Below are 22,045 nucleotides of genomic sequence, written 5' to 3' on the forward strand. Positions count from 1 at the left end.
AACGGGACGAAAGAAGGGGGAGCTTCGATCTTCGCAGGGTTGCGGGGGAGCCGCGCATCGGCCGAACGGATGACACGGCGGATCAGTGGGGCAGAGGGCTACCCAGCCGACTGTGCGAGTCTGAAGGGATGACGTACCTTCCCGCGGACACCCGCTACGACTCCATGCCCTACCGCCGCACCGGGCGCAGCGGCCTCAAACTACCCGCGATCTCGCTGGGCCTCTGGCAGAATTTCGGCGGCACCGCACCGATGGAGACGCAGCGCGCCATCCTGCGCCGCGCCTTCGACCTAGGCGTCACCCACTTCGACCTGGCCAACAACTACGGCCCGCCCAAGGGCAGCTCCGAGAGCAACTTCGGCGTGCACCTCGCGCAGGATTTCGCCCCGCACCGCGACGAGCTGGTCATCTCGACCAAGGCCGGCTACGGCATGTGGTCGGGCCCGTACGGCTCGTGGGGTTCCCGCAAGTATCTGCTCTCGAGCCTCGACCAGTCCCTCGGCCGCATGGGCCTGGACTACGTCGACATCTTCTACTCCCATCGGGCCGACCCGGACACCCCGCTCGAGGAGACGATGGGTGCGCTGCACACGGCCGTCACGAGCGGTCGGGCGCTGTACGCCGGCATCTCCTCGTACTCGCCCGAGCGCACCCGGCAGGCCGCCGCGATCCTGGCCGAGATGGGCACGCCGCTGCTGATCCACCAGCCCTCGTACTCGATGTTCAACCGCTGGGTCGAAGACGGACTGCTCGGCACCCTGGACGACCTCGGCGTCGGCTGCATCGCCTTCTCCCCGCTGGCGCAGGGGCTGCTCACCGACCGCTACCTGAACGGGGTGCCCGAGGGGTCCCGAGCCTCGCAGGCCGGCTCGATGAGCCGCGACATGGTGAACGACCAGACGGTGGGGCGCATCCGTGCCCTGACCGAGATCGCGGATGCCCGCGGTCAGTCGCTCGCCCAGCTCGCCCTGTCGTGGGTGCTGCGACGCGAAACCGTCACCACGGCGCTCGTCGGCGCCTCCTCGGTGAAGCAGTTGGAGACGAACATCGCCGCGATCGACAACCTCGCGTTCACCGACGCCGAGATCACGGCGATCGACGAGCACGCCGTCGACATGGGCATCAACCTGTGGGAGCCGTCCAGCGCCGTCTAGCCCGGGTGACATCGACGGATGATTCGGGCGGGCCGCTGCGGCGCCCGCGCCGTGATCGCCGGGCAACTTTCCTGGACAGGTTATTAAAAGCAGAGTTATCCTTTTAATAAATCACACGATGAGATCGAGGAGACTGCTAGTGGCAAGAATGAGTGTGGAAGTGGAACTCGAGAAGGGCCAGGTGACGAAGTACCGGCGTCACGAGAACGGGCGTGGACTGGTGTCGCCCGGTGCCCAAGTGAACCCGAGCGCCTACGTGTCGAGCGCAACGTATGTGGAAAGTGACGCCCAGGTCGGGCCTGAATCGTGGATCGGGCAGGGGAGCTGGATCGACCACGGGGCGATCATCGGCGCGCGGGTCTTCGTCGGCGCGAACGTGCATGTCGGGGCCGATGCGATTGTCGGAAACGAGGCGCGCCTGGCCAGCAACACGGACATCGGCCGTGGGGCTTTCATCGCCGACGGTGCGGTCATCGACCACGAAATTGCGGTCCCGGAGTTCACCGACGTCAGTGCACGGCCGACCGCCCGAGCACGCACGGTTCCACCGGGGGGCCTGTCGGCGGCATCCGGTCCCGACCGTGCCGGATGGCGGCGAACCTGGGGTGCTCGACGCACGCCGTCACCTCGTCTGCCGGTCCCCCCGGTGTTGGTCACGGTGTCCTAAGCCTCAATCCACCGGTGAGGCTGGGGAGTTGACGGCGCGTTAAACAGAGAATGCCTTCCAGATCAGGAAAAATAGAACTCACTCAGGGTTCATTTCGACTGACACGAAAGGCATCTCGTAGATGCAATTTTTCCGTAGGTCCACGGCCTTGTCAGCGTCCCTCGATGACACCAATCTCGTGTCGGCCGCCGGACTCGTCCCTGCGATGATGTTGGCCGCCTCCACGGGCCTAGGCGAGCTTGCCAGCCGGTGATTGACGTTGCCGGGGTACCTCGGGGCGAACGCAGGGTTGAAAGTCACCGCGTTGGTCGCGGGGATGCTCGCCGGCGCGGACTCGATCGATGACATGGCTCTGCTCCGCCACGGCGGGATGAAGAAACTCTTCGCCGATGCCAGACATCAGGCGCCTGCGCGGAGATCGAAGGGGCCATTCGCCCGGCTCGCGCGGCCGCCTGAAACCACTCACCCCTGGAGTCAACTGAACTCGAGGCAGTCCCTCGTGAGTCTTGTGAGTCTGGTGCGATTTGTGAGTCGTGTGAGCTTGGGCCGCACCCGACATTCCTGCCAAATGTGGGCACGCGTGAACCTCTCCGCCCGTAAAGGCACCGGAGTCTGCCCGCCACACGCCCGACACGCGGCACACTCGTCCGGTGCGCTGCGATCCGCCGCAGACGGGAAACCAATCTAAGGCGAAGTATCAAATGCTTTATAAACGTTAGTGTATAAAATAATAGACGTTAGGGAGGAGAGTCAATGGTTGAGAAGCGATTAACCCCCATCCCCGTCCGGCGTGCTCTCCGTGAACTTGGTACAGACGTTCAGACGTGGCGGAAACTTCTCGGGTTGACTGCTGCGCAGGTCGCCGATCGCGCGGGCATGAGCCGGGCAACCCTCCACAAGCTGGAATCGGGGCTGGGAGGCGTCAGCCTCGAGACCGCGCTGCGTGTCTTCCGGGCACTTGGAATCATGGACACGGTCGTTGAGAGCGCCGACCCTTATCGCAGCGACATCGGCCGGCTTCGCTCCGAGGAACTTCTCCCGCAGCGTGTGCGTCAGAGCCGGCCGAAGAAACAGGCCGATGTCTGACGCGGAAGTCTGGGTGCAAATAGACGGTGTCGACGTCCGCGCGGGCACGGTCTACGCGCATCGTCGACGCAACTCCGAGAGCGCCACTTTCACCTACGACATCGATTATCTGGCCAGACCAGACGCGTACTCGCTCGATCCGGGACTACCCCTCTCATCCGGGTCTTTCAACACTGCGGACGGGCGTCGCCTTTTCGGGGCGTTCACGGACTGCGCTCCCGACCGCTGGGGACGCAAACTCATCGAAAGATCCGAACACCACCGTGCCGCACAAGGCGGTGGAGCTGCACGCAAATTCGGCGAACTTGATTACACGCTCGGTGTTCGCGACGACCTTCGTCAGGGCGCCTTCCGGTTCCGTCGTCCGGGGACCACTGATTGGCTGGGGCCGGCGGCTGCAAGCGTGCCGCACCTGGTCGGCCTGCCGAGACTTCTCCACGCTGTTGAATCTGTTGAGAGCGACCATCCCGATGACGAATCGTTGCGGCTACTCCTGCGTGCGGGAAGCTCTATCGGTGGTGCCCGGCCCAAAGCTGCCGTTGTCAACGGCCGGGGTGCATTGCTCATTGCGAAGTTCCCCCGTGTTGCCTCCGACGAATGGGACGTCATGGCGTGGGAGCAGCTTGCTCTGACGCTGGCCAGCCGGGCAGGCATTCGAACGCCGCGCACTGAATTGATGAGTGTCGCAGGCCGGAACGTGCTGCTGCTCAACAGGTTCGACAGAGTCGGGGATCGTCGCATCGGATATGTGAGCGCTATGACGATGCTCGAAGCAGTTGATGGCGAGCACCGCAGCTACTTGGAAATCGCCGAGGTCATTGAGCAGTCATCCTCATCTGCGACGCGTGACCTTCGCGAGCTGTGGCGCCGGATCGCGTTCTCAATCCTGATCTCTAACACCGACGACCATCTCAGAAACCACGGGTTCCTCCGGTCGGACACCACACGCAGCTGGGACTTGTCACCCGCGTTCGACCTCAACCCCAACCCGGCAGCGGGACCCAAGGAGTTGTCCACGTCCATCGACTACGACACCTTTTTCGCGGACACCGCCGCCCTCCTAGACGTGGCTCGGTACTTCCGTGTGAAAGACGCCGTCGCATTGCTGTTAGAAGTCAAGGCCGCTGTTTCCGGGTGGGTCGTGGAAGCCCGCCGACTCAACATCTCGGAAAGCGAAATTGACCTCATGGCTTGCGCGTTCGTTGCCGGATGAGCCCAGAAGGCTGGACGGACCGAGTGTTCAAGTACCCGACGCCGGTAGCGGGGGTTTCGCGATCTGATTCATCTGCTCACGCTGGCGCTGAAGAGCCGGAGCGAGCACGGTATCCGCGATTTCCGAGACCAGGCGTAGGACTAATCGGATAAGCCGTTCGAGGGGCATTGTTGCGCGGAGGCTAACCGCGCGCAACAGAGACTCGGTCGATGGAGCTCTCCCTCGCTCCATATTCGCTGAGGGTTCTGCGAGGATTGGATTCCGTTAGATACTGACCGGACTCGCCCGGCCGACCATTGGCGTCGTGCAGATCGTCGGGAACAACGTTATTGGTGGATGGCACAGCCCGCGCCCGCAGCAGTTTCTGCCCGACGTGCCCGACTTCTAGGGCTGAATGTCGGCTAAGGAATTTATTGCGGGGACTCGGGCGACTCGTCGCGATCGACCGGTGCATCCTGGGCGGTCTCGTCGGAACGTTACCCGGCAGCGGCCCCGACGCGACTTTCCCAAATTGCCTCAGTAAAACCTTCGTGCAGGGCCTTGGCCAGTGGCAGGAGAGTTCGGCAGTGCGCCACCGATCGCGGTGAGCACGACGTCGTTGACCGTGGCTTTCTGGGCGTGACCGGCGTTGCGGATCCCGTCCAGCGTCACCGTGACCGTAGCGAGGCTTCGTCGCGGGCCGGTCGGCCGGTTGAGCGAGGTTGACCTCAGGCGCGTCCACCGCACCGACCGCAATTCCCGGGCCGCATCGCGGAGGCGGCGCAGCAGAGCGGGGAGAGCTCGCAGTGAACCTAGCCGGCGGGTCCAGGCGTCGATGGCAAGCTGGCGAATGGAGGCTTGCGGCCGCGGGAAATCGGATTCACGCGTCTTCGGGCCCACGGCCCTGGGCGTCCCGGTAGCGTCCGACTGGTTTACGAGCCCGCCCAGCACGACCAGGCCAGCCACGCCGTCGGCGAGCACGTGGTGAAAGACGACGATCAACGCGGCTTGGTGCCGCGCTACTCCGGTGACAAGAGTGGCTGCCCAGAGCGCACGGGTGCGCGGCAGCGGAGTGACGAGCAGCACTGCGGCTAGATCGAGTACCGCCTGCTCGCCCCCGGGGGCCGGTCAGCCGGGGCGAACAATCTGCTTTCCCGCAAGCACGCCTGGTGGCCCTGGCTGAGTGCGGAACGCATGCCATTCTGGACGCGGTGATGGGCCCGTGCACGACGTCGGAAATTGAACTCTCCCGAGAGCTGGCAGGACGCTTTGAACCGGGCATGGTGGTCCTCGCCGACCGCGGCTTCTCCGGCTTCCGGTTGTGGGCTCAAGCGGCAGCGACGGGTGCTGACCTGCTCTGGTGGGTCAAGACGAACCTCCGCCCTCGGCATCAGGAGACCCTCGCTGACGGGTCCTGGCTGGCGACGATCATCCCGACCTCGGGCCCGGGGCGGCAGTCGACACCACCATTGACCGTGCGGGTCGTGGACTACACGATCGACGACGGACGCGACAACCCTGACGCCGACCGGCTGCTGACCACGATCCTTGATCCGGCCGAGGCCTCCGCGATAGAACTCGCGACCGTGTACTACCCCTCCACGAGCCAGAAATCACCACTCAACCGCTTAACTGAACGGTATTGAGGCTAAGCGGAGGAGGAACCGGCGAGGGAGAGAATTCAATTTTGAGTCGTCCTCAGTCGTGGCTGGCAGGCTCTGTTTCGGGGCCCGCCGAGTGCCGGGCAAGCACGTAGAGCAGGTCGGAGAGCCGGTTGAGGTAGTGCCGCGCGTCGTCGCTGACCGGATGCCCGACCACACCGGCCCGCACCGTGTGCCGCTCGGCCCGCCGCACCACCGTTCTGGCCAGATCGATGGCGGCCTCGGTGGGCGTCGACCCGGGGATGAGGAAAACCGGCCGCAGCGGCCGGGCGGTCACCAGCCCGTCGATGATTCCCTCCAGCTCAGTGACCATGTCCGGAACGACCAGCGATATGCGCGGGACGAGGCGGTCGCGGTGAGCTGGGTTCACGACCAGATCAGCTGCGACGACGAACAAATCGCGCTGCACGCGGAACAGGATCGCGGCATGCTCGGGCTCGGCGCATCCCGCTCGCGCCAGACCGAGGGCAGACACCGCTTCGTCGATGTCGCCGACCGCGTCCATGAGTTCATCACCCTTGGAGACCCTGCCGCCATGAAGCATCCCGGTGCTGCCGGCGTCGCCGGTTCTGGTGTAGATTCTTGCCATTTCGTGGCCTCCCGTTGATCGCCGGACTAGGTTGACGAAGCTGGGCCGGTTCCGGACAAATCCATCGTTTCATGCATTCGCGTGCCGGTGCGACTGTCTGCCGTCGGTGCGCGGGTGCCCGGCCACCGTCGGGATGCTGCACACCGCACGGAACACCACCCCTCTATCGACGTGGTTGCGCCGCGGGGCTCAGATTTTCCCCTTCAGCAGCGCAACGTTTTTTGGTGGGGATCTGATGCGGGCCGTCGTCCTGGCCGACGGCGCGGCACTGATCGGCCGGCCTGTGCGTGCAGCCCTGCTCCGCACCGCCAGGCGGGCTTTTTTCTGCAGCACTGCCCGTCGAGGACACGCCCGAGCCGAAGCAGAAAAACACAATCACTACATGTAGTGGTTCACTGAGGAGTTGACGCCCACTGGTAGTAATTCGGCATTCGGGTGTCGAGAGTGGGGAGCGAACGTGAGTAGCAGGAATCAGAACGCCGAAGCCGGGTCTGACGGAAGCGATCAGGGTGCGCATAGTGCCGGACTGGCCATCGAGCGCCACTTCAGCACGCCCGGGGTCCACCCGTACGACGAGGTGGTCTGGGAGCTTCGCGATGTCGTGCAGACGAACTGGAAGAATGGCGAAACCGTCTTCGAGCAGAAGGGTGTCGAGTTCCCGGACACCTGGTCGGCGAACGCCTCCACCATTGTGAGCACCAAGTACTTTCGCGGGGCCATCGGGTCGCCCGAGCGGGAGTCCAGCCTCAAGCAGCTGCTCGACCGGGTGGTCACGCGGTATGTGGTTGCCGGGTCGGCGAACGGGTACTTCGCCGGGGACGGCGACGCGGAGGTCTTCGGTGCGGAACTGACCTGGCTGCTCCTGCATCAGGTCTTCTCGTTCAACTCCCCGGTGTGGTTCAACGTCGGGACGCCATCGCCGCAGCAGGTCAGCGCCTGCTTCATCCTCTCGGTCGAGGACACAATGGAGTCCATTCTCGGCTGGTACCGCGATGAGGGGATGATCTTCAAGGGCGGTTCTGGGGCGGGGGTGAACCTGTCCCAACTGCGTTCCTCCAAGGAACTGCTCTCCTCCGGCGGAACGGCCAGTGGGCCCGTCTCGTTCATGCGCGGCGCCGATGCCAGCGCGGGCACGATCAAGTCCGGCGGGGCGACCCGGCGTGCTGCCAAAATGGTGGTGCTCGACGTGGACCACCCGGACATCGTGGAATTCATCGAGGCCAAGTCGAGGGAGGAAGGCAAAATCCGTGCTCTGCGGGATGCCGGCTACGACATGGACCTCGGCGGTGCGGACATGGCGAGCGTGCAGTACCAGAACGCCAACAACACCGTTCGGGTCAGTGACGAGTTCATGCGAGCCGTGGAAAACGGCACCAGCTTCTCCCTCACCTCCCGGCAGGACGGAAGCGAGATCGAGTCAGTGCACGGACCGGGCCTGTTCCGTCAACTCGCCCAAGCGGCGTGGGACTGCGCCGACCCGGGAATCCAGTACGACGACACCATCAACGACTGGCATACCAATCCCGAATCGGGTCGGATCACGGCGTCGAATCCCTGCTCGGAGTACATGTCGCTCGACAACTCGTCCTGCAACCTGGCCTCGCTCAATCTGCTCAAGTTTCTGCGCGCCGACGCCGTCCCGGGGGAGGACGTGTTCGACACGGATGCCTTCGTTCGGGCGGTCGAGCTGATCACCACGGCGATGGACATCTCGATCTGCTTCGCCGACTTCCCGACGCCGGCCATCGGTGAGACGACCCGCGCGTTCCGCCAGCTGGGCATCGGCTACGCCAACCTCGGTGCTCTCCTGATGGCCGCCGGTCACGCCTACGATTCCGAGTCGGGCAGGGCCGTGGCCGCCGGGATCACCTCCCTGATGACCGGAACCGCCTACCGGCGTTCGGCCGAACTGGCCGGGGTGGTTGGCCCGTACGAGGGCTTCGCGCGCAATGCGGAGGCCCACACGAGAGTCATGCGCAAGCACGAGGCAGCCGACATCGCCCTGCAGACCTCGGGTGGCATGAGCGGCGAGATCCATGATCGGGCGTCGGCGGCCTGGCAGCAGGCCCTGATGTTGGGGGAGGTGTCCGGCTGGCGAAACGCGCAAGCCAGTGTTCTCGCTCCCACCGGCACGATCGGCTTCATGATGGACTGTGACACCACGGGAATCGAACCGGATTTCTCACTGGTGAAGTTCAAGAAGCTGGTGGGTGGCGGCTCCATGCAGATCGTCAACCAGACCGTGCCCCGAGCGCTGCGCGGCCTGGGGTACCCGCAGGAGGCCGCCGAAGCGATCGTCGAACACATCGCCCTGCACGGACAGGTCATCGGTGCCCCCGGGCTCGAACCGGAACACTACGCGATCTTCGACTGCGCCATGGGAAAGAGGGCCATCGCGCCGATGGGCCACGTGCGCATGATGGCCGCGGTTCAGCCGTTCCTCTCCGGAGCCATCTCCAAAACCGTCAACCTCCCGCAGAGCGCAACGGTCGACGAAGTGGAGGAGGTCTACTTCCAGGGCTGGAAGCTCGGGCTCAAGGCGGTGGCCATTTACCGCGACAACTGCAAGGTCGGTCAGCCCCTATCGACCGGCAAGGCCGCCCCGGCGTCCGTGCCGGTCGTGCAGCCCGCGTCGCCGATCCGGCGGCGACTTCCGAAGTCCCGCACGTCGATCACCACGTCCTTCGCCGTCGCCGGCGCCGAGGGGCATCTCACGGCGGGGTTGTACCCCAACGACGAACTCGGCGAGATCTTCCTCCGGCTGGGCAAACAGGGTTCTACTCTGTCCGGGGTCATGGACGCATTCTCCATCGCGGTCTCGATCGGCCTACAGTACGGGGTGCCGCTGCCGACCTACGTCGAGAAGTTCACCAATCTGCGCTTCGAACCGGCGGGGATGACCGATGACCCGGACATCCGGATGGCGCAGTCGATGATGGACTACATTTTCCGCCGCCTGGCCCTGGACCACCTGCCGTTCGCTACGCGCTCGTCGATGGGGATCTTCACGACCGCCGAGCGCGTTTCCCAGCTCGATGCGGGTGGCTCTGAAGCAACGGAAACGGCGCCACCGAGCCAGGTGCTGCCTCCGGCCCAGCCGCCTGCAGGGGCGACTCGAGCGGTGCATTCCTCGGCGGAACTACTCGAGGCTCAGCAGGGTCTCAGCCTGGATTCGCCGCTGTGCATGTCGTGCGGCACCGCCATGCGTCCGGCCGGTTCGTGCTACGTCTGCGAAAGCTGTGGCAGCACGAGCGGCTGCAGCTGAGGCCCATCGCTGCCTGACGGCGGTGGGCTGTCGGCGCCGATCTTCGACATCGTGCTCAAGGGCCTCACCATTCGCGGTTCGATCGGGGGCACCCGCCGTGACCTTGTCGAAGCCCTGATTTCCACAACCGTGGAGTGCTCCACCCGGCTGTCGCCACTGGCCGCCTCGAGGAGCTGACCGACGTCCTCGACGAGATGCGCCAGGGCAGGATCGACGACCGGGTCGTCATCACGTACTCGGCGCACCCGCTGCCGATGCGGCGCCGGACAGGGTGCTCGCCGTCGTCAACTGGATGACGGCCAGCGCGGACCGAGCGTGGACCGCGGCCTCGGCGGCGGTCACCGGTTCGAGCAGCCCGAGCAGCCGCCGCCGGTAGTCTTCGCCCAGCAGCAGTGCGTAGAGCTGCTCGGCATGGGCAGCGGCCGCCTGGCCGTGCTCGGCCCGAATGTGGTCTGCGAGGCGCGCGATGTGGCGCATGTCGCCGTTGTCGTGCAGCCGTCGGGCGAGTTCGGGAAAACGCAGCGACTCGGCGATCACGAGGCGGTGTAGTCCGATCATCTGGGCCGAGTGCAACCCGTACACGATACGCGCGGCGAGTGATTCCAGCGTCTCCGTGCGGAGAGGCTCGCCACTGACGTTCGCGGCCAGGCGTCGCTGCATCTCGGTGAAGACGCCATCCTTGTCACCGAAGTAGGTGTAAATGGTGCGCTTGGTGACGCGGGCCGCGGCGGCAATCCGGTCCACCGTCGCCTTGCCGAAGCCATATTCGAGGAAGACCGGCAACGCGGCGTCGAGGATCTGGCCTCGACGCTCGACGCGCCCCGCCTCCGTGGGTCGGCCGCGCTTGCGAACCGGGCTCGCTGGGGTCGCTGAGTCCATGTCCGGCCCTTCGGATCTTCAAAAAAACGTTAAACGCAAACGTACTCTCGGATGTAGAATGAAACTAATTCGTATCATTAAAATTCGATGCGACTCTTCGATCTCCGACCTCACGAAGGCCGAGCAGGGAGTTCTTTCATGACCACTCGAGCGCGTACATCCGTGGCGACCCAGTCCCGACCAACCACCTCCCCGGGTCGGCCGACCCCGGGCGCAAAACCCGATGTCTCCCCGGCCGACCGGGAACTCTTGACCGGGTTCTATCGCCAGATGATGCTCATCCGCCGGTTCGAAGAGCGAGCCGCACGGGCCTACACGCAAGCGCTGATCGGCGGCTACTGCCACCTGAATCTCGGCGAGGAGGCTGCGGTCGTCGGGCTCATGTCCGCGCTGCGCCCGAGCGACTACCTCTTCACCAACTACCGCGAGCATGGCTACGCGATCACCCGCGGCATCCACCCCAACCGGGTGATGGCCGAACTGTACGGCCGATCCGACGGGGTGTCCAAGGGGTGGGGCGGCTCGATGCACATGTTCGACTTCGAGAAGCGGATGCTGGGCGGCTACGGCATCGTCGGCGGCCAGATCCCGCTGGCGACGGGGGCCGCCCTGGCCATCGACTACCGCGCCGGCGACGAGATCGTGCTGTGCACGATGGGCGATGGCACCACGAACATCGGAGCATTCCACGAGTCTTTGAACATCGCGTCTCTCTGGAACCTTCCGATCGTCTACGTCATCATCAACAACAGGTTGGGAATGGCCACGACGGTCGACAAGGCTTCGGCTGAGCCGGACCTCTACAAGCGCGCATCCGCGTACCGGATGGCGTCGGAACGCGTCGATGGGCTCGATCCCGTCGCCGTGTTCGAGGCCGCCCAGCGTGCCGTTGCTCAGGCTCGCAGCGGTAAGCCCTTCCTTCTCGAGGTCGTGACGGAACGACTGCGTGGGCACTCCGTCGTCGACCCGGCCAAGTACCGCTCCGACGAGGAGATGTCCCTGGTCAAGGAACGAGACCCGGTGCACACCTTCGCCGCCAAGCTGGTCGCAGACGGTCTGCTTGACGAGCAGGAACTGGCGAAGATCGACGAGGAAGTAACCCTTCAGGCAACCGAGGCGGCGGCGTTCGCCGAGAACAGCCCGTTCCCGGATGTGTCGACCCTGTTCGACTACACCTACGCCACAGCCGTGGCCAATGACTCCCATCGGTTGCCCGGGCAGCCTCTGTTCGAGCCGGCACCGATCCCCGACTACGGAGTCAACCAATGAGCATCATGACCTATCGCCAGGCACTGCACGACACGCTGCGTTCCGAGATGCTGCGTGACGAGAATGTGTTCCTGATGGGTGAGGAGATCGGTCTCTTCGAAGGCGCGTACAAGATCACCGCGGGCATGCTCGACGAGTTCGGCGAGAAGCGCGTGCGGGACACCTCGATCGCCGAAGAGGGTTTCACCGGTGCCGCCATCGGCGCCGCGATGCTCGGGCTCCGCCCCGTGGTCGAGATCATGACCATCAACTTCTCCCTGCTCGCGCTCGACCAGATCGTGAACCACGCCGCCAAGATCTACGGCATGTTCGGTGGACAGGCCCGAGTGCCTCTCGTCATCCGCACGCCGGGTGGCGGCGGACAGCAGCTGGGTGCGACCCACTCGCAGAACATCGAGCTCTTCTACGCCTTCGTCCCCGGGATGAAGGTCGTCGCACCCAGCACGCCGGCCGACGCCAAGGCGCTTCTGATCGCGGCGATCCGGGACGATGACCCCGTGCTGTTCCTGGAAAACCTGTCGCTCTACAACATCAAGGGCGAGGTGCCTGACGGCGACGTGTCGGCCGAAATCGGCAAGGCTGCCGTCACCCGCAAGGGAAGCGACATCACTCTGATCGGCTATTCACGGATGGCCCACGTCGCGTCGCAGGTCGCGGCGCAGCTCGCGGAATCGGACGGCCTCGACATCGAGGTCATCGACCTGCGCAGTCTGCGTCCACTGGACCGCGAAACGGTTGTGGAGTCCGTCAAGAAGACGCATGCCGCCGTCATCCTCGAGGATGACTGGCTGACCTATGGAATCGGCGCTGAGATCGCGGCCACGATTTCCGATGGCGCCTTCGACTACCTGGACGCGCCCGTTCGACGCGTCGCGATGGCAGAGGTGCCGCTCCCGTACTCAAAACCTTTGGAGACGGCCGCGTTGCCGTCGGCGGAGGACGTCATCGGCGCCATCCGTCAGACCCTCGACGCCGTCGGTCGCCGCCGCTACCCGATGGGTGAAAAATCATGATCGAAATCACAATGCCCCGCCTCTCCGACACGATGGAGGAAGGCGCGATCGCGATCTGGCACAAGCAGCCCGGTGACCGGGTCGAGGTCGGGGACCTGCTCGTCGAGATCGAGACCGATAAGGCCACGATGGAGTACGAAGCCTATGAGGCCGGCACACTCTCGGAGCATCTCGTGGCAGAGGGGAAGCTGGTCTCCATCGGCGAGCCCATCGCACTGCTGGACGACGGCAAGCCGAGTGTCATGCCGGGGGCGACGCCGGCCGCCGCTGCCGACGCACCGGCGGCTACGCCGGCGGCCGAGGCCGCACCGGCAGTTCCTCCGATCGATGGCAATGCGGACGGGAACGCCGCCGGGCGCGGTGAGCGCCTCTTCGCGTCACCGCTGGTGCGCAAGCTCGCGCGGGAAAACCATCTCGACCTGAGCCAGGTGCGCGGCACGGGCCCCGGCGGCCGCATCATCCGCTCGGATACCGACGCACTGCTCGCCCAGGCGACCGCGCCCGGTGCCGACTCCGCCGTCCCTAACGCGACCGTGGTCGCTCCGAGCGCGGCAGCCGCCGCACCCTCACCGGACACCCTCGACAAGCGCGCGTCCGAGGCGATCCCGCTGAGCAACATGCGCCGCATCATCGCGCGGCGGCTGGGTGAGAGCGCCCGCACCATTCCGCACTTCTTCGTCACCGCCGCGGCCGACGCCGAGAACCTCGTGCAGTTGCGCACCGAGCTGAACGCGCAACTCGTTCAGGCCGGTCGGCCGAAGGTGAGCATCAACGACCTGCTGATTCGGGCGAGCGCGCTCGCCCTCCGCGAGCACCCCGAGGTCAACGCGTCCTACATCGACGACGCGAGCGTCGAGATGCTGGTGCACCACCGCGTCAACATCGGTGTGGCTGTCGCCTCGGGCAACGGCCTCGTGGTTCCCGTGATCGAGGACGCGGACCAGAAGACCGTCAGCCAGCTCGGTACGGAAGCCAAGCAGCTCGTCTCCCTGGCCAACGCCAAGAAGCTCACAGCCGGTCAGATGTCGGGCGGCACGTTCACCATCAGCAACCTCGGCATGTTCGGTGTGGAGCAGTTCACCGCGATCATCAACCCGCCCGAAGGGGCGATCCTGGCCGTCGGCGGCACCGCCCGCGAGGCTGTCGTGGTCGGGGACGAGATCGTTGCCCGGCACAGGATGCGCTACACCCTGTCGGCGGACCACCGGATCATCGACGGCGCTGTGGCCGCACAGTTCCTGCAAACGCTGACCCGACTGATCGAGAACCCGTGGACGATCATCGCCTGATCACCGGCACGGGGGACCGCTGCGCGCCTGTCGCGGCGGTCCTCGATCTGGCGTTCTAGCCCTTCTTGGCAACGGTCATCAGGACCGTGGAATCTACGACCGCCTCAAGGCTGTGCCGTGCGTCCGGAACGATCAGGAAATCACCGGCGCGCCCCTCCCAGACGTCGTCGCCGGCTCTTAGCCGCACGCGCCCGCTGAGGACATAGACCGTCGCCTCACCCGGATTCTCATGCTCGCTCAGGGAGATTCCGGCCAGCAGCGCGATGACGGTTTGACGCATCACCTTCTCGTGGCCGCCGAAGACCGTTCCGGCTGCGCGACCACTGGTGCCGGCTGCGGCTGCCTTCAGGTGTTCGCGGGCGAACGCCTCGATCGAAATTTTCTGCACGGGTCGGTTCTCACTTTCTCGGTTGGCCGGTGACTGCGGGCTCAACGGTCAGGTGCCGCGGGTCAGGGGATCCACGAAACAGTCCACCTGCCCGCAGCGGCTGGCGGACCATCGCGGTGAACATGACCAACCACACCACGAGAGCCACCCAGAGTGAGACGGTCCCGATCTGCCCGACCAGTGGAAGGTCATCGGCCTGGCCCAGGTAGATTCCGGCGACCGCGTACATCCCGACGGGAAATGCGATGCTCCACAGCGTCGCTTCGTAGCGCAGTGGCACTCGGTGTGTGACGTGACGCCAGAACCCCACCGCGATGAGCACGGGGATGAGCCAGGTGGCGAACGCCCAGAACATGACGGAGACGCCCGCAACGAGCCCCCGGGTCGCGGTCACCATCGGGGCGTCCGCCATTTCGACGATGCGGGCACCGGCCAGCACCGTGATCGCGCACGCGCCCATAGACACCCAGTAGGGCGGGTCCAACTGCTCAGGCCGGATGTCATAGAGCACCAGCCGTAAGGATACGAAAACACCCGCGGCACCGTAGAGGAAGATGCCCACCGACCAGGACAAGATCGCGAGGACTGCGAGCAGTGCCCTGGCATCGCCCGACACGGGCTCCAACGAGGCCGCCACGACGGCGACCGACTGGCTGGCGACGACCCAGATGAACCAGGTCCCGTTCGCGGCGTTGAGCACGGGGCGCACGCTGCGGCCCAGGACCGCGAACCACGGGAGAGCGTAGCCGAGCAACAGCCAGGTGATTCCGGACACCCCGAGGAGAACTGTCGCCAGGCCGAACCAGCCCTCGATGGCGAGACGGGCAGCCAGGACGTTGGTGCCGGCGACGAAAGTGAAGAACTGGAATCCGCGGTGGGGATCGTGCATGTCCGCAAGGAAGGCCGCGGAATAGGCGATGAGCCGCCACCCGGTAAGCGCCACGAGAATCAGGTAGGCCGCGGCACACACGACCATGAGGATGAAGCTGAGCGTCTGGACGCCGATCAGGTGCATCCCGACCGAGATGATCCCCGTGGCCATGACCAACGCGAAGTAGCCAGGCGGCATCCCTCGGACAGCGGCACCCACACGCACACCGCTGTTAGACGTCACCCTGACAGGCTAGCGCGCCGGCGCTCCGGCGCGCCGACAACCGCATGGTGCGGACGCTGTTACGCGCTGACGAGCATCCGTTCGATCACGGAGGTGAAGAAGGTGATCCCGTCGGTGCCGCTGCGCATGGCGTCGACGGTGTCGGGGCCGAAGCCCGGCTCGACCGCGTGCTCGGGGTGCGGCATCAGGCCGACGACGTTGCCGCGCATGTTGCTGATGCCGGCGATGTCGTTGAGCGAGCCGTTCGGGTTCATGCCGACGTAGCGCACGACCACGCGGCCCTCACCCTCGAGGCGCTCGAGCGTGTCGGCGGAGGCGATGAAGCCGCCCTCGCCGTTTTTGAGCGGGATGGTGATCTCCTGGCCGGCCGCGAAACCACCGGTCCAGTCGGTGAGGGCGCTCTCGACGCGCAATTTCTGGTCGCGGCAGATGAACGAGCCGTGGTCGTTGCGGATCAAGCCGCCCTCGAGCAGGTGCGCCTCGGTCAGCATCTGGAAGCCGTTGCAGACACCGAGCACGGGCATGCCGCTGTTGGCCGCGCTGATGACCTCCGCCATGATCGGAGAGAGGCTCGCGATGGCGCCGCAGCGCAGGTAGTCGCCGTAGCTGAAGCCGCCGGGCAGTACGAGCGCGTCCACGCCGTGCAGGTCGTGCTCGCCGTGCCAGAGGGCGACGGGCTCGGCGCCGGCCAGGCGGATCGCGCGCGCGGCGTCGCGATCGTCGAGCGAACCGGGGAACGTGACGACGCCGATGCGCATCAGTGAGTCTCTCCGGCGGGTGCCTCCAGCACGTGGATGCCGATGACATCCTCGATCACCGTGTTGGACAGCACGGTGTCGGCGAGTTCTTGCACCTCGGCGAGCACGGCGTCGTCGACGTGGCCGTCGATGGTGAGTTCAAACCGCTTGCCCAGGCGAACGCTGGTGAAACGGGTCTTGCCGAGGCGACCCAGGGCGCCGGCGACGGCCTTCCCCTGCGGGTCGAGCAGCTCGGCCTTGGGCATAACTTCTACGACGATTGTTGGCATAGCTCACTCCGGAGGCGTCGGGGGGTGGATTCCACGATCCTACAGGCCGACCCCCGGGCCGCCGAGCGCACCGGCCAGGCCGGTGCCCAGGCCGGTGCCGAGACCACCGTTGGCTCCGCCGGCAAGCCCGCTCTGCCCGAGCAGCACACCGCGCAGCACGTCCCGGATCGCCGCGACCCCCTCGAAGGTCTCGACGAAGCTTGTGCTCAGCGGGGACAGGCCGATGCGCAGTGCGTCGGGCATGCGGAAATCGGGGATCACATCGTGCTCCCACAGAATCTGCGTCACCTGCCGCATGGCGGGGTGGTTCACGGTCACGTGACCGCCGCGGTGCGTGGGCTCTCGCGGCGACGACACAGTCACGCCCATCGGGGCAAGCCAGACATCCACGAGGGTCAGCGCGAACTCGGTCAGCGCCACCGACTTGGCGCGCACCTGGTCGATGCCCGCCTCCTCGATCATCGCGAGCGAATCCTGCATGGCCAGCATCCCCACGATCGGCGGGGTTCCGCTCATGAAACGACGGATGCCGTCGGCCGGCACATACCCCGGGCCCATCGTGAAGACATCCTTCGTTCCCATCCAGCCCTGAATCGGCTGGGTGAGAACGTCTTGCAGGTCGCTGCGCACATAGGCGAACGCGGGGGCGCCGGGGCCGCCGTTCAGGTATTTGTAGGAGCAGCCGACGGCCAGGTCCACGTCGCACAGGTCGAGTTCGACCACCACGGAGCCGACCGAGTGGCTGAGGTCCCAGAGCACGAGGCTGCCCGCGGCGTGCACCACCGCGGTGATCTCGCGCATATCGGCAAGGAAACCGGAGCGGTAGGCCACGTGGCTGAGCAGCACGAGCGCTGTCTGCGGGCCCACGGCCTGCCGCACCTGCTCCACTGTGACGCCGCTCGCGGGGTCGGAGTGGATCCAGTGCAGCGTCATGCCACGTTCGGCCGCGATGCCCTCGAGCAGGTAGCGGTCGGTGGGGAAGTTGTCGGTGTCCAGCACGATCTCGGTGCGCGTCGGTTCCGCGTCGACGCGAAGGTAGTCGACGGCCGCCCGCGCCAACTTGTAGAGCAGCACGGTGGTCGAGTCGCCGACGAAGACCTGGCCGGGCGCGGCACCGAGGGCGGCGCGGCCGATGTCGTCGCCGATTTTCAGCGGAAGGTCCAGCCAGGCCTCGTCCCAGCCGCGGATCAGGCGGGTGCCCCAGTCGTGGGTGAGGAACTCGGTGATGCGGGCCACGCTGGCCCGGGTGGGCCGGCCGAGGGAGTTGCCGTCGAGGTAGGCGACGAGGCTCGGGGTGTGCCCGGTCGCGCCGGTCGCGCTGTCGGGTTCGATGCCGACGAACTGCCGCCGGTAGTGTCCGAGCCCGTCGATGCGGTCCATCCGGCGGGCGAAGGCGAGCTGGGCATCCTGGCTGCCGTTGCCGGCGGGGCTGGTGTCGGTGTGGGGGGTCATCTGGATTCCTCGAGGTCGAACGGATGATGGGCAGCCATCTCTCGCAGCGATGCGCGCTTCCCGGGGACTCGCCGACACCGTGCCGCGCTGGAAGTATCCCACCCACGCGGGTGACCGCGCGACTACGGAAAGCGCGGACGGCCGTGCGGCGGTGGATGCGGTCGGGGGTGCGCTCAGGAATCCGGCGGGTCGAGGGTGCTGAGGTCGCCGAGGTCGCCGAGGTCGGCCGGGCTGATCGCCCGGGCGGTGCCGAGCCAGGCGCTGAACGCGGCCGGGTCGGCCGGGCGCTTGCCACGCAGCACCGTGACCAGGCGCTCGGTGCCTGTTGGGCCGCGCAGCACGGTCCGGAAGCCGCCGAGGTTTCCCATGGTCAGGCTCCGCAGCACGTCGTCGCCGCTCAGGCCGGCGCCGAGCAGCGCGTTGATCTCCCGCCGGTTCAGCCCGAGCGGCAGCGGGCCGTTGCCGAGGTCGGTGCCGTAGAGCACCTGTCCGCCGGCCCGGTGGAAGCGGCGCAGATTGTCGACCGCGCGATCGAAGTCGTCGGTCGGCTCGCCCCAGCCGTGGATGTCGAGGGTGCTGATCCATGCCATTCGCCTGGCCATGGCCGCAATCACCTCGTCGCCCAGCCGCTCGCTGAACGGCGTGTGCGCCAGGGCGTCCACCCCGGCCTCGAACGCGCGGAGCGCCTGGCCGGCCCCCTCGGCGTGGGCGAGAACGGGGGCCCCGCGATCGTGGGCGTGCCCGACTATGGCCGCGAGAACCGCGCGCGGCAGCACTGGCCCGGCGTCGCCGTTCAGCGTGACCTTGATCACGGATGCCCCGAGCGCCAGCTGGTCGTCGACGGCGGCCGCGGCATCCGTCGCCTGGGCCACGAAGCGCACGCTGCCTGCCGGGGCCCAGGACCGTTCGCTCGGGTAGCCGCCCGGCGCGGCGAGAAACTGCCCCGCGAACACGGTCTCGGGAAGGACCGCGCTCGCGGGACGCCCAGCTCGCTGGGGCTCTCCCGCGCCCAGCTCCACCCGCCGAGGTCGAGCACCCGGGTCGGACTCGACCGGAAGCGTCGACCTCGGCGGCGTCCACCCGCCGAGGTCGAGCACGCGGGCGATGCCGGCCGCGGTGAGCGGGGCCGGGTCGATCAGCGCGAGGTGCACATGCGCATCGAGGAAGCCCGGGAGCACGGTCCTGCCGACCGTCCTGCCGACGGTCCTGCCGACCGTCCTGCCCGGCACCGATCCGCACGGCACCGGTTCGCCCGGCACCGATCCGCCTGGCCGGCCGCCGGTCATCCGTGCCTCATGTGCCGAGTTCGGTGCGCACGGCGAACAACTCGGGGAAGAAGGTCAGCTCGAGCGCCTTCTGCAGGAAGGTGGCCCCGCTCGACCCACCGGTACCGGTCTTCATGCCGATGATGCGCTGCACGGTCTTGAGGTGACGGAACCGCCAGAGCTGGAAGTTGTCCTCCAGGTCGACGAGTTCCTCGCAGGCCTCGTAAGCACCCCAGTGCTCGCCCGCGTTCTCGTAGATCCCGCGGAAGGTGGCCACGAGTTCCGGATGCAGCACCCACGCCTCCGTGACGTCGCGCTCCAGCACGGGTGCCGGGATAGCGAACCCCTGCCGGTGCAGGTAGCGCAGAAACTCGTCATAGATGCTGGGGGCCGCAAGCATCTCGGAGAGGAGCGCGTGAGCATCCGGATCGCTCTCGAACACGCTCAGCATGCGCCGGTTCTTGTTGCCGAGCGCGAACTCGACGGCCCGGTACTGATACGACTGGAACCCGGACGAGTTGCCCAGGAAATGCCGGAACTCGGCGTATTCGCTGGGCGTGAGCGTGGCCAGCACCGACCACTGCTCGGTCAGGGTGCGCTGGATGTGCTTGACCCGGGCGATGCATTTGAGGGCCGGGGCGATCTGGTCCTGGCGCAGGAACGCGGTCGCGGCGCGCAGCTCGTGCAGCACGAGCTTCAGCCAGAGCTCGGTGGTCTGGTGCTGGATGATGAACAGAAGCTCGTCGTGGTGCTCGGGTGAGCTGACCGGCTTCTGCGCACCGAGCAGGGTGTCCAGATCGAGGTAGGAGCCGTAACTCATCCGCTCCCGGAAATCCGTCACGATCTCGGGATCGAACTCGCGGGTGTTGTGCTCGACCGACATGGTGCTCCGTTTCGTTCGGGTGCTGACTGCATTGTGCGGGACAGCCCCGGCCCGGCGCAACTGGCTGACACCTGCCAGGGGGAGGCGTGGAGGTGAGCCTCCGCGATGCCAAGGTTCGAGACCTAGACTCAGGGTCATGACTTCGCCCGAATCGACCCCGCAGGATGGGGCGCAGCCTCGACGGCGTGACGCCCGGCAGAACCGTGAGCGTCTCCTCGTTGAGGCGCGGGCACTGATCGCGGTGCACGGCGTTGACGCTTCGCTGGAGGAGATCGCCCGCCGCGCCGACGTGGGCGTGGCCACGCTGTACCGCAATTTTTCCACCCGGGACGACCTCGTCAGGGCCCTGCACGACATCTCCCTCGCCGAGCTGGCCTCGGTGCGCGACGAGATCGCGGCTGCCCCCACCGCGTGGGACGGCATCGTCGTCTACACCGAACGCGTCGCCGAGTGGCTCGTCGCCGACCCGTCGCTGCCGCCCATCCTCAAGCGCATGGAGACGGTCGACCCAGCGCGCGGCAAGGCGGCCTCGTTCAAAGCGGTGCTGTCGGCCCTCGTCACGCAGGCCAAACGCGACGGCGACCTCCGAACGGATGTCGATGCGGTCGACCTCGCGGTCCTCGTCACCATGGTGGGCTCGCTCGGCACCCTCGGCGGCGGTTACACCGGCCAGTGGCGGCGCCAGCTGTCGATCGTGCTCGACGGGCTGCGGGCCGTCGACCGGGGCCGGCCCAAGCTGCCGGGACGTCCGCTGGGAGCCAAGGAATACCAGGCGGCCGTGCACGGCCTGAGCCGCCGTGCCACCCGGGCGGCCTCCCGCGGCACGGGTGCGGCGCCGGGAGCCGGTGCTGCGCCCGAGGCCGGCGCATAGGACATCTGCGTTCGGCGTCGGCGGGGTGAGCCGCGCTGACGCCGTGCGCTGACGCCGTGCGGGCTACTTCGTGCGCACCACGATCTGGTTGCCCCACGGGTCGTCGAAGCCGAGGGTCTGCCCGTCGTGACGGGTCTGCACGCCGAAGTGGGACATCCGTTCGTTGAGGGCACCGATGTCGTCGGAGCCCGGCAGGATGATATCGACCTCGCCGAGCCCGAGGGCCAGTCGGCGCTTGCCGGCGCCGGCGCTGTTCCAGGTGTTCATGGCCATGTGGTGGTGGTAGCCGCCGGCCGAGACGAACAGGGCCTGGCCGCCGAGGGTCGCCGTCGCCTCGAAGCCGAGGCGGTCCACGTAGAACTCGCGGGCCGTGCCCACGTCGCCGACGGAAAGGTGCACGTGCCCGACGATGGCGTTGCCGACCGACGGATGCGCCTGACCGTCCCGGGTCAGGTGCTCGCCGATGAAGGTGTTCGGGTCGAGGTAGAGGGTGGCCATCTCGACCTGGCCGTGGGTCCAGCTCCACTCGGTGCGGTCGCGGTCCCAGTACAGCTCGATGCCGTTGCCCTCCGGGTCGGTGAAGTAGAAGGCCTGGCTGACCAGGTGATCGGCACTGCCGGTGAACGATCCCGGATGCGTTGTGCCCACCGAGTAGACGGCCGCGGCGAGCTGCGCCTGCGTATCGAAGAGGATGGCGGTGTGGAACAGCCCGCTCGAGCGGGGCTCGGCGGCGGCCAGCTCCGGGGCGTGCTGCAGAACAACGATCGGTGTGGTTCCGCGCCCGAGCACGGCGACCGGCCCCTCGTGGCTCTGTAGCTCGAGGGTCACCGCGTCGCGGTAATACGTGATCATGGCGTCGAGGTCGCCCACCCGCAGGGTCACCGCGCCCATGCCGGTGGATGCGGGCAGCAGATCGTTCGCAAATCGATTCACACTGGCCCCAACGGATGATCCGGGCCCGGTATTCCGGCCGTGCGCCGC

20 protein-coding genes and 3 pseudogenes are annotated in these 22,045 nt (G+C 66.7%); 12 read left to right on the forward strand and 11 right to left on the reverse strand.

Annotated features, from left to right (window positions below; translation table 11 throughout):
• Window positions 1-128: 128 nt before the first annotated feature.
• The 5 genes and pseudogenes from mgrA to E3O28_RS14125 all read left to right on the forward strand — a co-directional run bounded on the left by mgrA (window position 129) and on the right by E3O28_RS14125 (window position 4,120).
• On the forward strand, window positions 129-1,154 hold the full coding sequence (gene mgrA, locus E3O28_RS14105) for an L-glyceraldehyde 3-phosphate reductase (RefSeq protein WP_134416541.1): 1,026 nt from the start codon (window positions 129-131) through the stop codon (window positions 1,152-1,154).
• 148 nt (window positions 1,155-1,302) lie between these two features.
• Window positions 1,303-1,821: a hypothetical protein gene (locus E3O28_RS14110; protein ID WP_166805262.1), complete on the forward strand. Its 519-nt coding sequence runs from the start codon at window positions 1,303-1,305 to the stop codon at window positions 1,819-1,821.
• A gap of 121 nt (window positions 1,822-1,942) precedes the next feature.
• A pseudogene (locus E3O28_RS14115) lies at window positions 1,943-2,206 on the forward strand (IS1380 family transposase); the annotation flags it as partial.
• 368 nt (window positions 2,207-2,574) lie between these two features.
• On the forward strand, window positions 2,575-2,907 hold the full coding sequence (locus E3O28_RS14120) for a helix-turn-helix transcriptional regulator (protein ID WP_134416543.1): 333 nt from the start codon (window positions 2,575-2,577) through the stop codon (window positions 2,905-2,907).
• On the forward strand, window positions 2,900-4,120 hold the full coding sequence (locus E3O28_RS14125; RefSeq protein WP_134416545.1) for a type II toxin-antitoxin system HipA family toxin: 1,221 nt from the start codon (window positions 2,900-2,902) through the stop codon (window positions 4,118-4,120). Before E3O28_RS14120 ends, E3O28_RS14125 begins: the two co-directional genes overlap by 8 nt.
• Before the next feature lie 516 nt (window positions 4,121-4,636).
• On the opposite strand, the pseudogene E3O28_RS14130 reads toward E3O28_RS14125, so the two are convergent.
• A pseudogene (locus E3O28_RS14130) lies at window positions 4,637-5,215 on the reverse strand (wax ester/triacylglycerol synthase domain-containing protein); the annotation flags it as partial.
• Window positions 5,216-5,379: 164 nt separating this feature from the next.
• Here E3O28_RS14130 and E3O28_RS14135 point away from each other — a divergent pair.
• Window positions 5,380-5,745, forward strand: a complete 366-nt coding sequence (locus E3O28_RS14135; protein WP_134416549.1) for a hypothetical protein — start codon at window positions 5,380-5,382, stop codon at window positions 5,743-5,745.
• 52 nt (window positions 5,746-5,797) lie between these two features.
• Here E3O28_RS14135 and E3O28_RS14140 read toward each other — a convergent pair whose 3' ends face one another.
• Window positions 5,798-6,349: a cob(I)yrinic acid a,c-diamide adenosyltransferase gene (locus E3O28_RS14140; RefSeq protein ID WP_104099443.1), complete on the reverse strand. Its 552-nt coding sequence runs from the start codon at window positions 6,347-6,349 to the stop codon at window positions 5,798-5,800.
• 457 nt (window positions 6,350-6,806) lie between these two features.
• Between E3O28_RS14140 and E3O28_RS14145 the strand changes: the two genes are divergently transcribed.
• Window positions 6,807-9,614: a vitamin B12-dependent ribonucleotide reductase gene (locus E3O28_RS14145; RefSeq protein ID WP_134416551.1), complete on the forward strand. Its 2,808-nt coding sequence runs from the start codon at window positions 6,807-6,809 to the stop codon at window positions 9,612-9,614.
• Window positions 9,615-9,647: 33 nt separating this feature from the next.
• A pseudogene (locus tag E3O28_RS17080) lies at window positions 9,648-9,910 on the forward strand (hypothetical protein); the annotation flags it as partial.
• Here the strand turns inward: E3O28_RS17080 and E3O28_RS14155 are convergent.
• Window positions 9,843-10,493 carry a TetR/AcrR family transcriptional regulator gene (locus E3O28_RS14155; RefSeq protein WP_134416553.1) on the reverse strand — a complete coding sequence of 217 codons (651 nt, stop codon included), beginning with the start codon at window positions 10,491-10,493 and terminating at the stop codon, window positions 9,843-9,845. The pseudogene E3O28_RS17080 and the gene E3O28_RS14155 sit on opposite strands and share 68 nt — an antisense overlap.
• A 138-nt stretch (window positions 10,494-10,631) precedes the next feature.
• Between E3O28_RS14155 and pdhA the strand changes: the two genes are divergently transcribed.
• Genes pdhA through E3O28_RS14170 form a run of 3 tightly spaced genes read left to right on the forward strand, consistent with a single transcriptional unit; the run spans window position 10,632 to window position 14,064 of the window.
• Window positions 10,632-11,762 carry a pyruvate dehydrogenase (acetyl-transferring) E1 component subunit alpha gene (gene pdhA, locus E3O28_RS14160; RefSeq protein WP_104099446.1) on the forward strand — a complete coding sequence of 377 codons (1,131 nt, stop codon included), beginning with the start codon at window positions 10,632-10,634 and terminating at the stop codon, window positions 11,760-11,762.
• Window positions 11,759-12,775 carry an alpha-ketoacid dehydrogenase subunit beta gene (locus E3O28_RS14165; RefSeq protein ID WP_104099447.1) on the forward strand — a complete coding sequence of 339 codons (1,017 nt, stop codon included), beginning with the start codon at window positions 11,759-11,761 and terminating at the stop codon, window positions 12,773-12,775. Before pdhA ends, E3O28_RS14165 begins: the two co-directional genes overlap by 4 nt.
• Window positions 12,772-14,064 (forward strand): dihydrolipoamide acetyltransferase family protein, encoded by a 1,293-nt coding sequence (locus tag E3O28_RS14170; protein ID WP_174721914.1) that lies wholly within the window; start codon window positions 12,772-12,774, stop codon window positions 14,062-14,064. The genes E3O28_RS14165 and E3O28_RS14170 overlap by 4 nt, the downstream gene beginning before the upstream one ends.
• A 55-nt stretch (window positions 14,065-14,119) precedes the next feature.
• Here the strand turns inward: E3O28_RS14170 and E3O28_RS14175 are convergent, their stop codons facing one another.
• The 7 genes from E3O28_RS14175 to kynA all read right to left on the reverse strand — a co-directional run bounded on the left by E3O28_RS14175 (window position 14,120) and on the right by kynA (window position 20,193).
• Window positions 14,120-14,452 carry a cupin domain-containing protein gene (locus E3O28_RS14175; RefSeq protein ID WP_104194316.1) on the reverse strand — a complete coding sequence of 111 codons (333 nt, stop codon included), beginning with the start codon at window positions 14,450-14,452 and terminating at the stop codon, window positions 14,120-14,122.
• 10 nt (window positions 14,453-14,462) lie between these two features.
• Window positions 14,463-15,566, reverse strand: a complete 1,104-nt coding sequence (locus E3O28_RS14180) for a tellurite resistance/C4-dicarboxylate transporter family protein (protein ID WP_104099450.1) — start codon at window positions 15,564-15,566, stop codon at window positions 14,463-14,465.
• A gap of 59 nt (window positions 15,567-15,625) precedes the next feature.
• Complete coding sequence (purQ, locus tag E3O28_RS14185; protein WP_104099451.1) at window positions 15,626-16,324, reverse strand: phosphoribosylformylglycinamidine synthase subunit PurQ; 699 nt, start codon at window positions 16,322-16,324, stop codon at window positions 15,626-15,628.
• On the reverse strand, window positions 16,324-16,593 hold the full coding sequence (gene purS / locus E3O28_RS14190) for a phosphoribosylformylglycinamidine synthase subunit PurS (RefSeq protein WP_104099452.1): 270 nt from the start codon (window positions 16,591-16,593) through the stop codon (window positions 16,324-16,326). The genes purQ and purS overlap by 1 nt, the downstream gene beginning before the upstream one ends.
• 39 nt (window positions 16,594-16,632) lie before the next feature.
• Window positions 16,633-17,973, reverse strand: coding sequence for an aminotransferase class V-fold PLP-dependent enzyme (locus E3O28_RS14195; RefSeq protein WP_174720230.1), 1,341 nt, complete (start codon window positions 17,971-17,973; stop codon window positions 16,633-16,635).
• Window positions 17,974-18,218: 245 nt separating this feature from the next.
• Window positions 18,219-19,223, reverse strand: coding sequence for an amidohydrolase (locus tag E3O28_RS14200; RefSeq protein WP_104099454.1), 1,005 nt, complete (start codon window positions 19,221-19,223; stop codon window positions 18,219-18,221).
• 115 nt (window positions 19,224-19,338) lie between these two features.
• Window positions 19,339-20,193: a tryptophan 2,3-dioxygenase gene (kynA, locus tag E3O28_RS14210; protein ID WP_134416559.1), complete on the reverse strand. Its 855-nt coding sequence runs from the start codon at window positions 20,191-20,193 to the stop codon at window positions 19,339-19,341.
• A gap of 136 nt (window positions 20,194-20,329) precedes the next feature.
• On the opposite strand from kynA, the gene E3O28_RS14215 reads away from it, so the two are divergent.
• Window positions 20,330-21,064 carry a TetR/AcrR family transcriptional regulator gene (locus E3O28_RS14215; RefSeq protein WP_166784840.1) on the forward strand — a complete coding sequence of 245 codons (735 nt, stop codon included), beginning with the start codon at window positions 20,330-20,332 and terminating at the stop codon, window positions 21,062-21,064.
• Window positions 21,065-21,127: 63 nt separating this feature from the next.
• Here E3O28_RS14215 and E3O28_RS14220 read toward each other — a convergent pair whose 3' ends face one another.
• Window positions 21,128-21,955: a VOC family protein gene (locus E3O28_RS14220; protein WP_104099465.1), complete on the reverse strand. Its 828-nt coding sequence runs from the start codon at window positions 21,953-21,955 to the stop codon at window positions 21,128-21,130.
• Between the last annotated feature and the right edge of the window lie 90 nt (window positions 21,956-22,045).

The sequence above is a fragment of the Cryobacterium sp. TMT2-14 genome (assembly GCF_004402465.1).
In the GTDB taxonomy this organism is placed as follows: Bacteria; Actinomycetota; Actinomycetes; order Actinomycetales; family Microbacteriaceae; genus Cryobacterium; species Cryobacterium sandaracinum.

Coding starts and splice junctions, on each gene's coding strand:
- mgrA (WP_134416541.1), top strand. CDS start 129: ATGACGTACCTTCCCGCGGACACCCGCTACGACTCCATGCCCTACCGC.
- E3O28_RS14110 (WP_166805262.1), top strand. CDS start 1,303: ATGAGTGTGGAAGTGGAACTCGAGAAGGGCCAGGTGACGAAGTACCGG.
- E3O28_RS14120 (WP_134416543.1), top strand. CDS start 2,575: ATGGTTGAGAAGCGATTAACCCCCATCCCCGTCCGGCGTGCTCTCCGT.
- E3O28_RS14125 (WP_134416545.1), top strand. CDS start 2,900: ATGTCTGACGCGGAAGTCTGGGTGCAAATAGACGGTGTCGACGTCCGC.
- E3O28_RS14135 (WP_134416549.1), top strand. CDS start 5,380: ATGGTGGTCCTCGCCGACCGCGGCTTCTCCGGCTTCCGGTTGTGGGCT.
- E3O28_RS14140 (WP_104099443.1), bottom strand. CDS start 6,349: ATGGCAAGAATCTACACCAGAACCGGCGACGCCGGCAGCACCGGGATG.
- E3O28_RS14155 (WP_134416553.1), bottom strand. CDS start 10,493: ATGGACTCAGCGACCCCAGCGAGCCCGGTTCGCAAGCGCGGCCGACCC.
- pdhA (WP_104099446.1), top strand. CDS start 10,632: ATGACCACTCGAGCGCGTACATCCGTGGCGACCCAGTCCCGACCAACC.
- E3O28_RS14165 (WP_104099447.1), top strand. CDS start 11,759: ATGAGCATCATGACCTATCGCCAGGCACTGCACGACACGCTGCGTTCC.
- E3O28_RS14170 (WP_174721914.1), top strand. CDS start 12,772: ATGATCGAAATCACAATGCCCCGCCTCTCCGACACGATGGAGGAAGGC.
- purQ (WP_104099451.1), bottom strand. CDS start 16,324: ATGCGCATCGGCGTCGTCACGTTCCCCGGTTCGCTCGACGATCGCGAC.
- purS (WP_104099452.1), bottom strand. CDS start 16,593: ATGCCAACAATCGTCGTAGAAGTTATGCCCAAGGCCGAGCTGCTCGAC.
- E3O28_RS14195 (WP_174720230.1), bottom strand. CDS start 17,973: ATGGACCGCATCGACGGGCTCGGACACTACCGGCGGCAGTTCGTCGGC.
- kynA (WP_134416559.1), bottom strand. CDS start 20,193: ATGTCGGTCGAGCACAACACCCGCGAGTTCGATCCCGAGATCGTGACG.
- E3O28_RS14215 (WP_166784840.1), top strand. CDS start 20,330: ATGACTTCGCCCGAATCGACCCCGCAGGATGGGGCGCAGCCTCGACGG.
- E3O28_RS14220 (WP_104099465.1), bottom strand. CDS start 21,955: ATGGGCGCGGTGACCCTGCGGGTGGGCGACCTCGACGCCATGATCACG.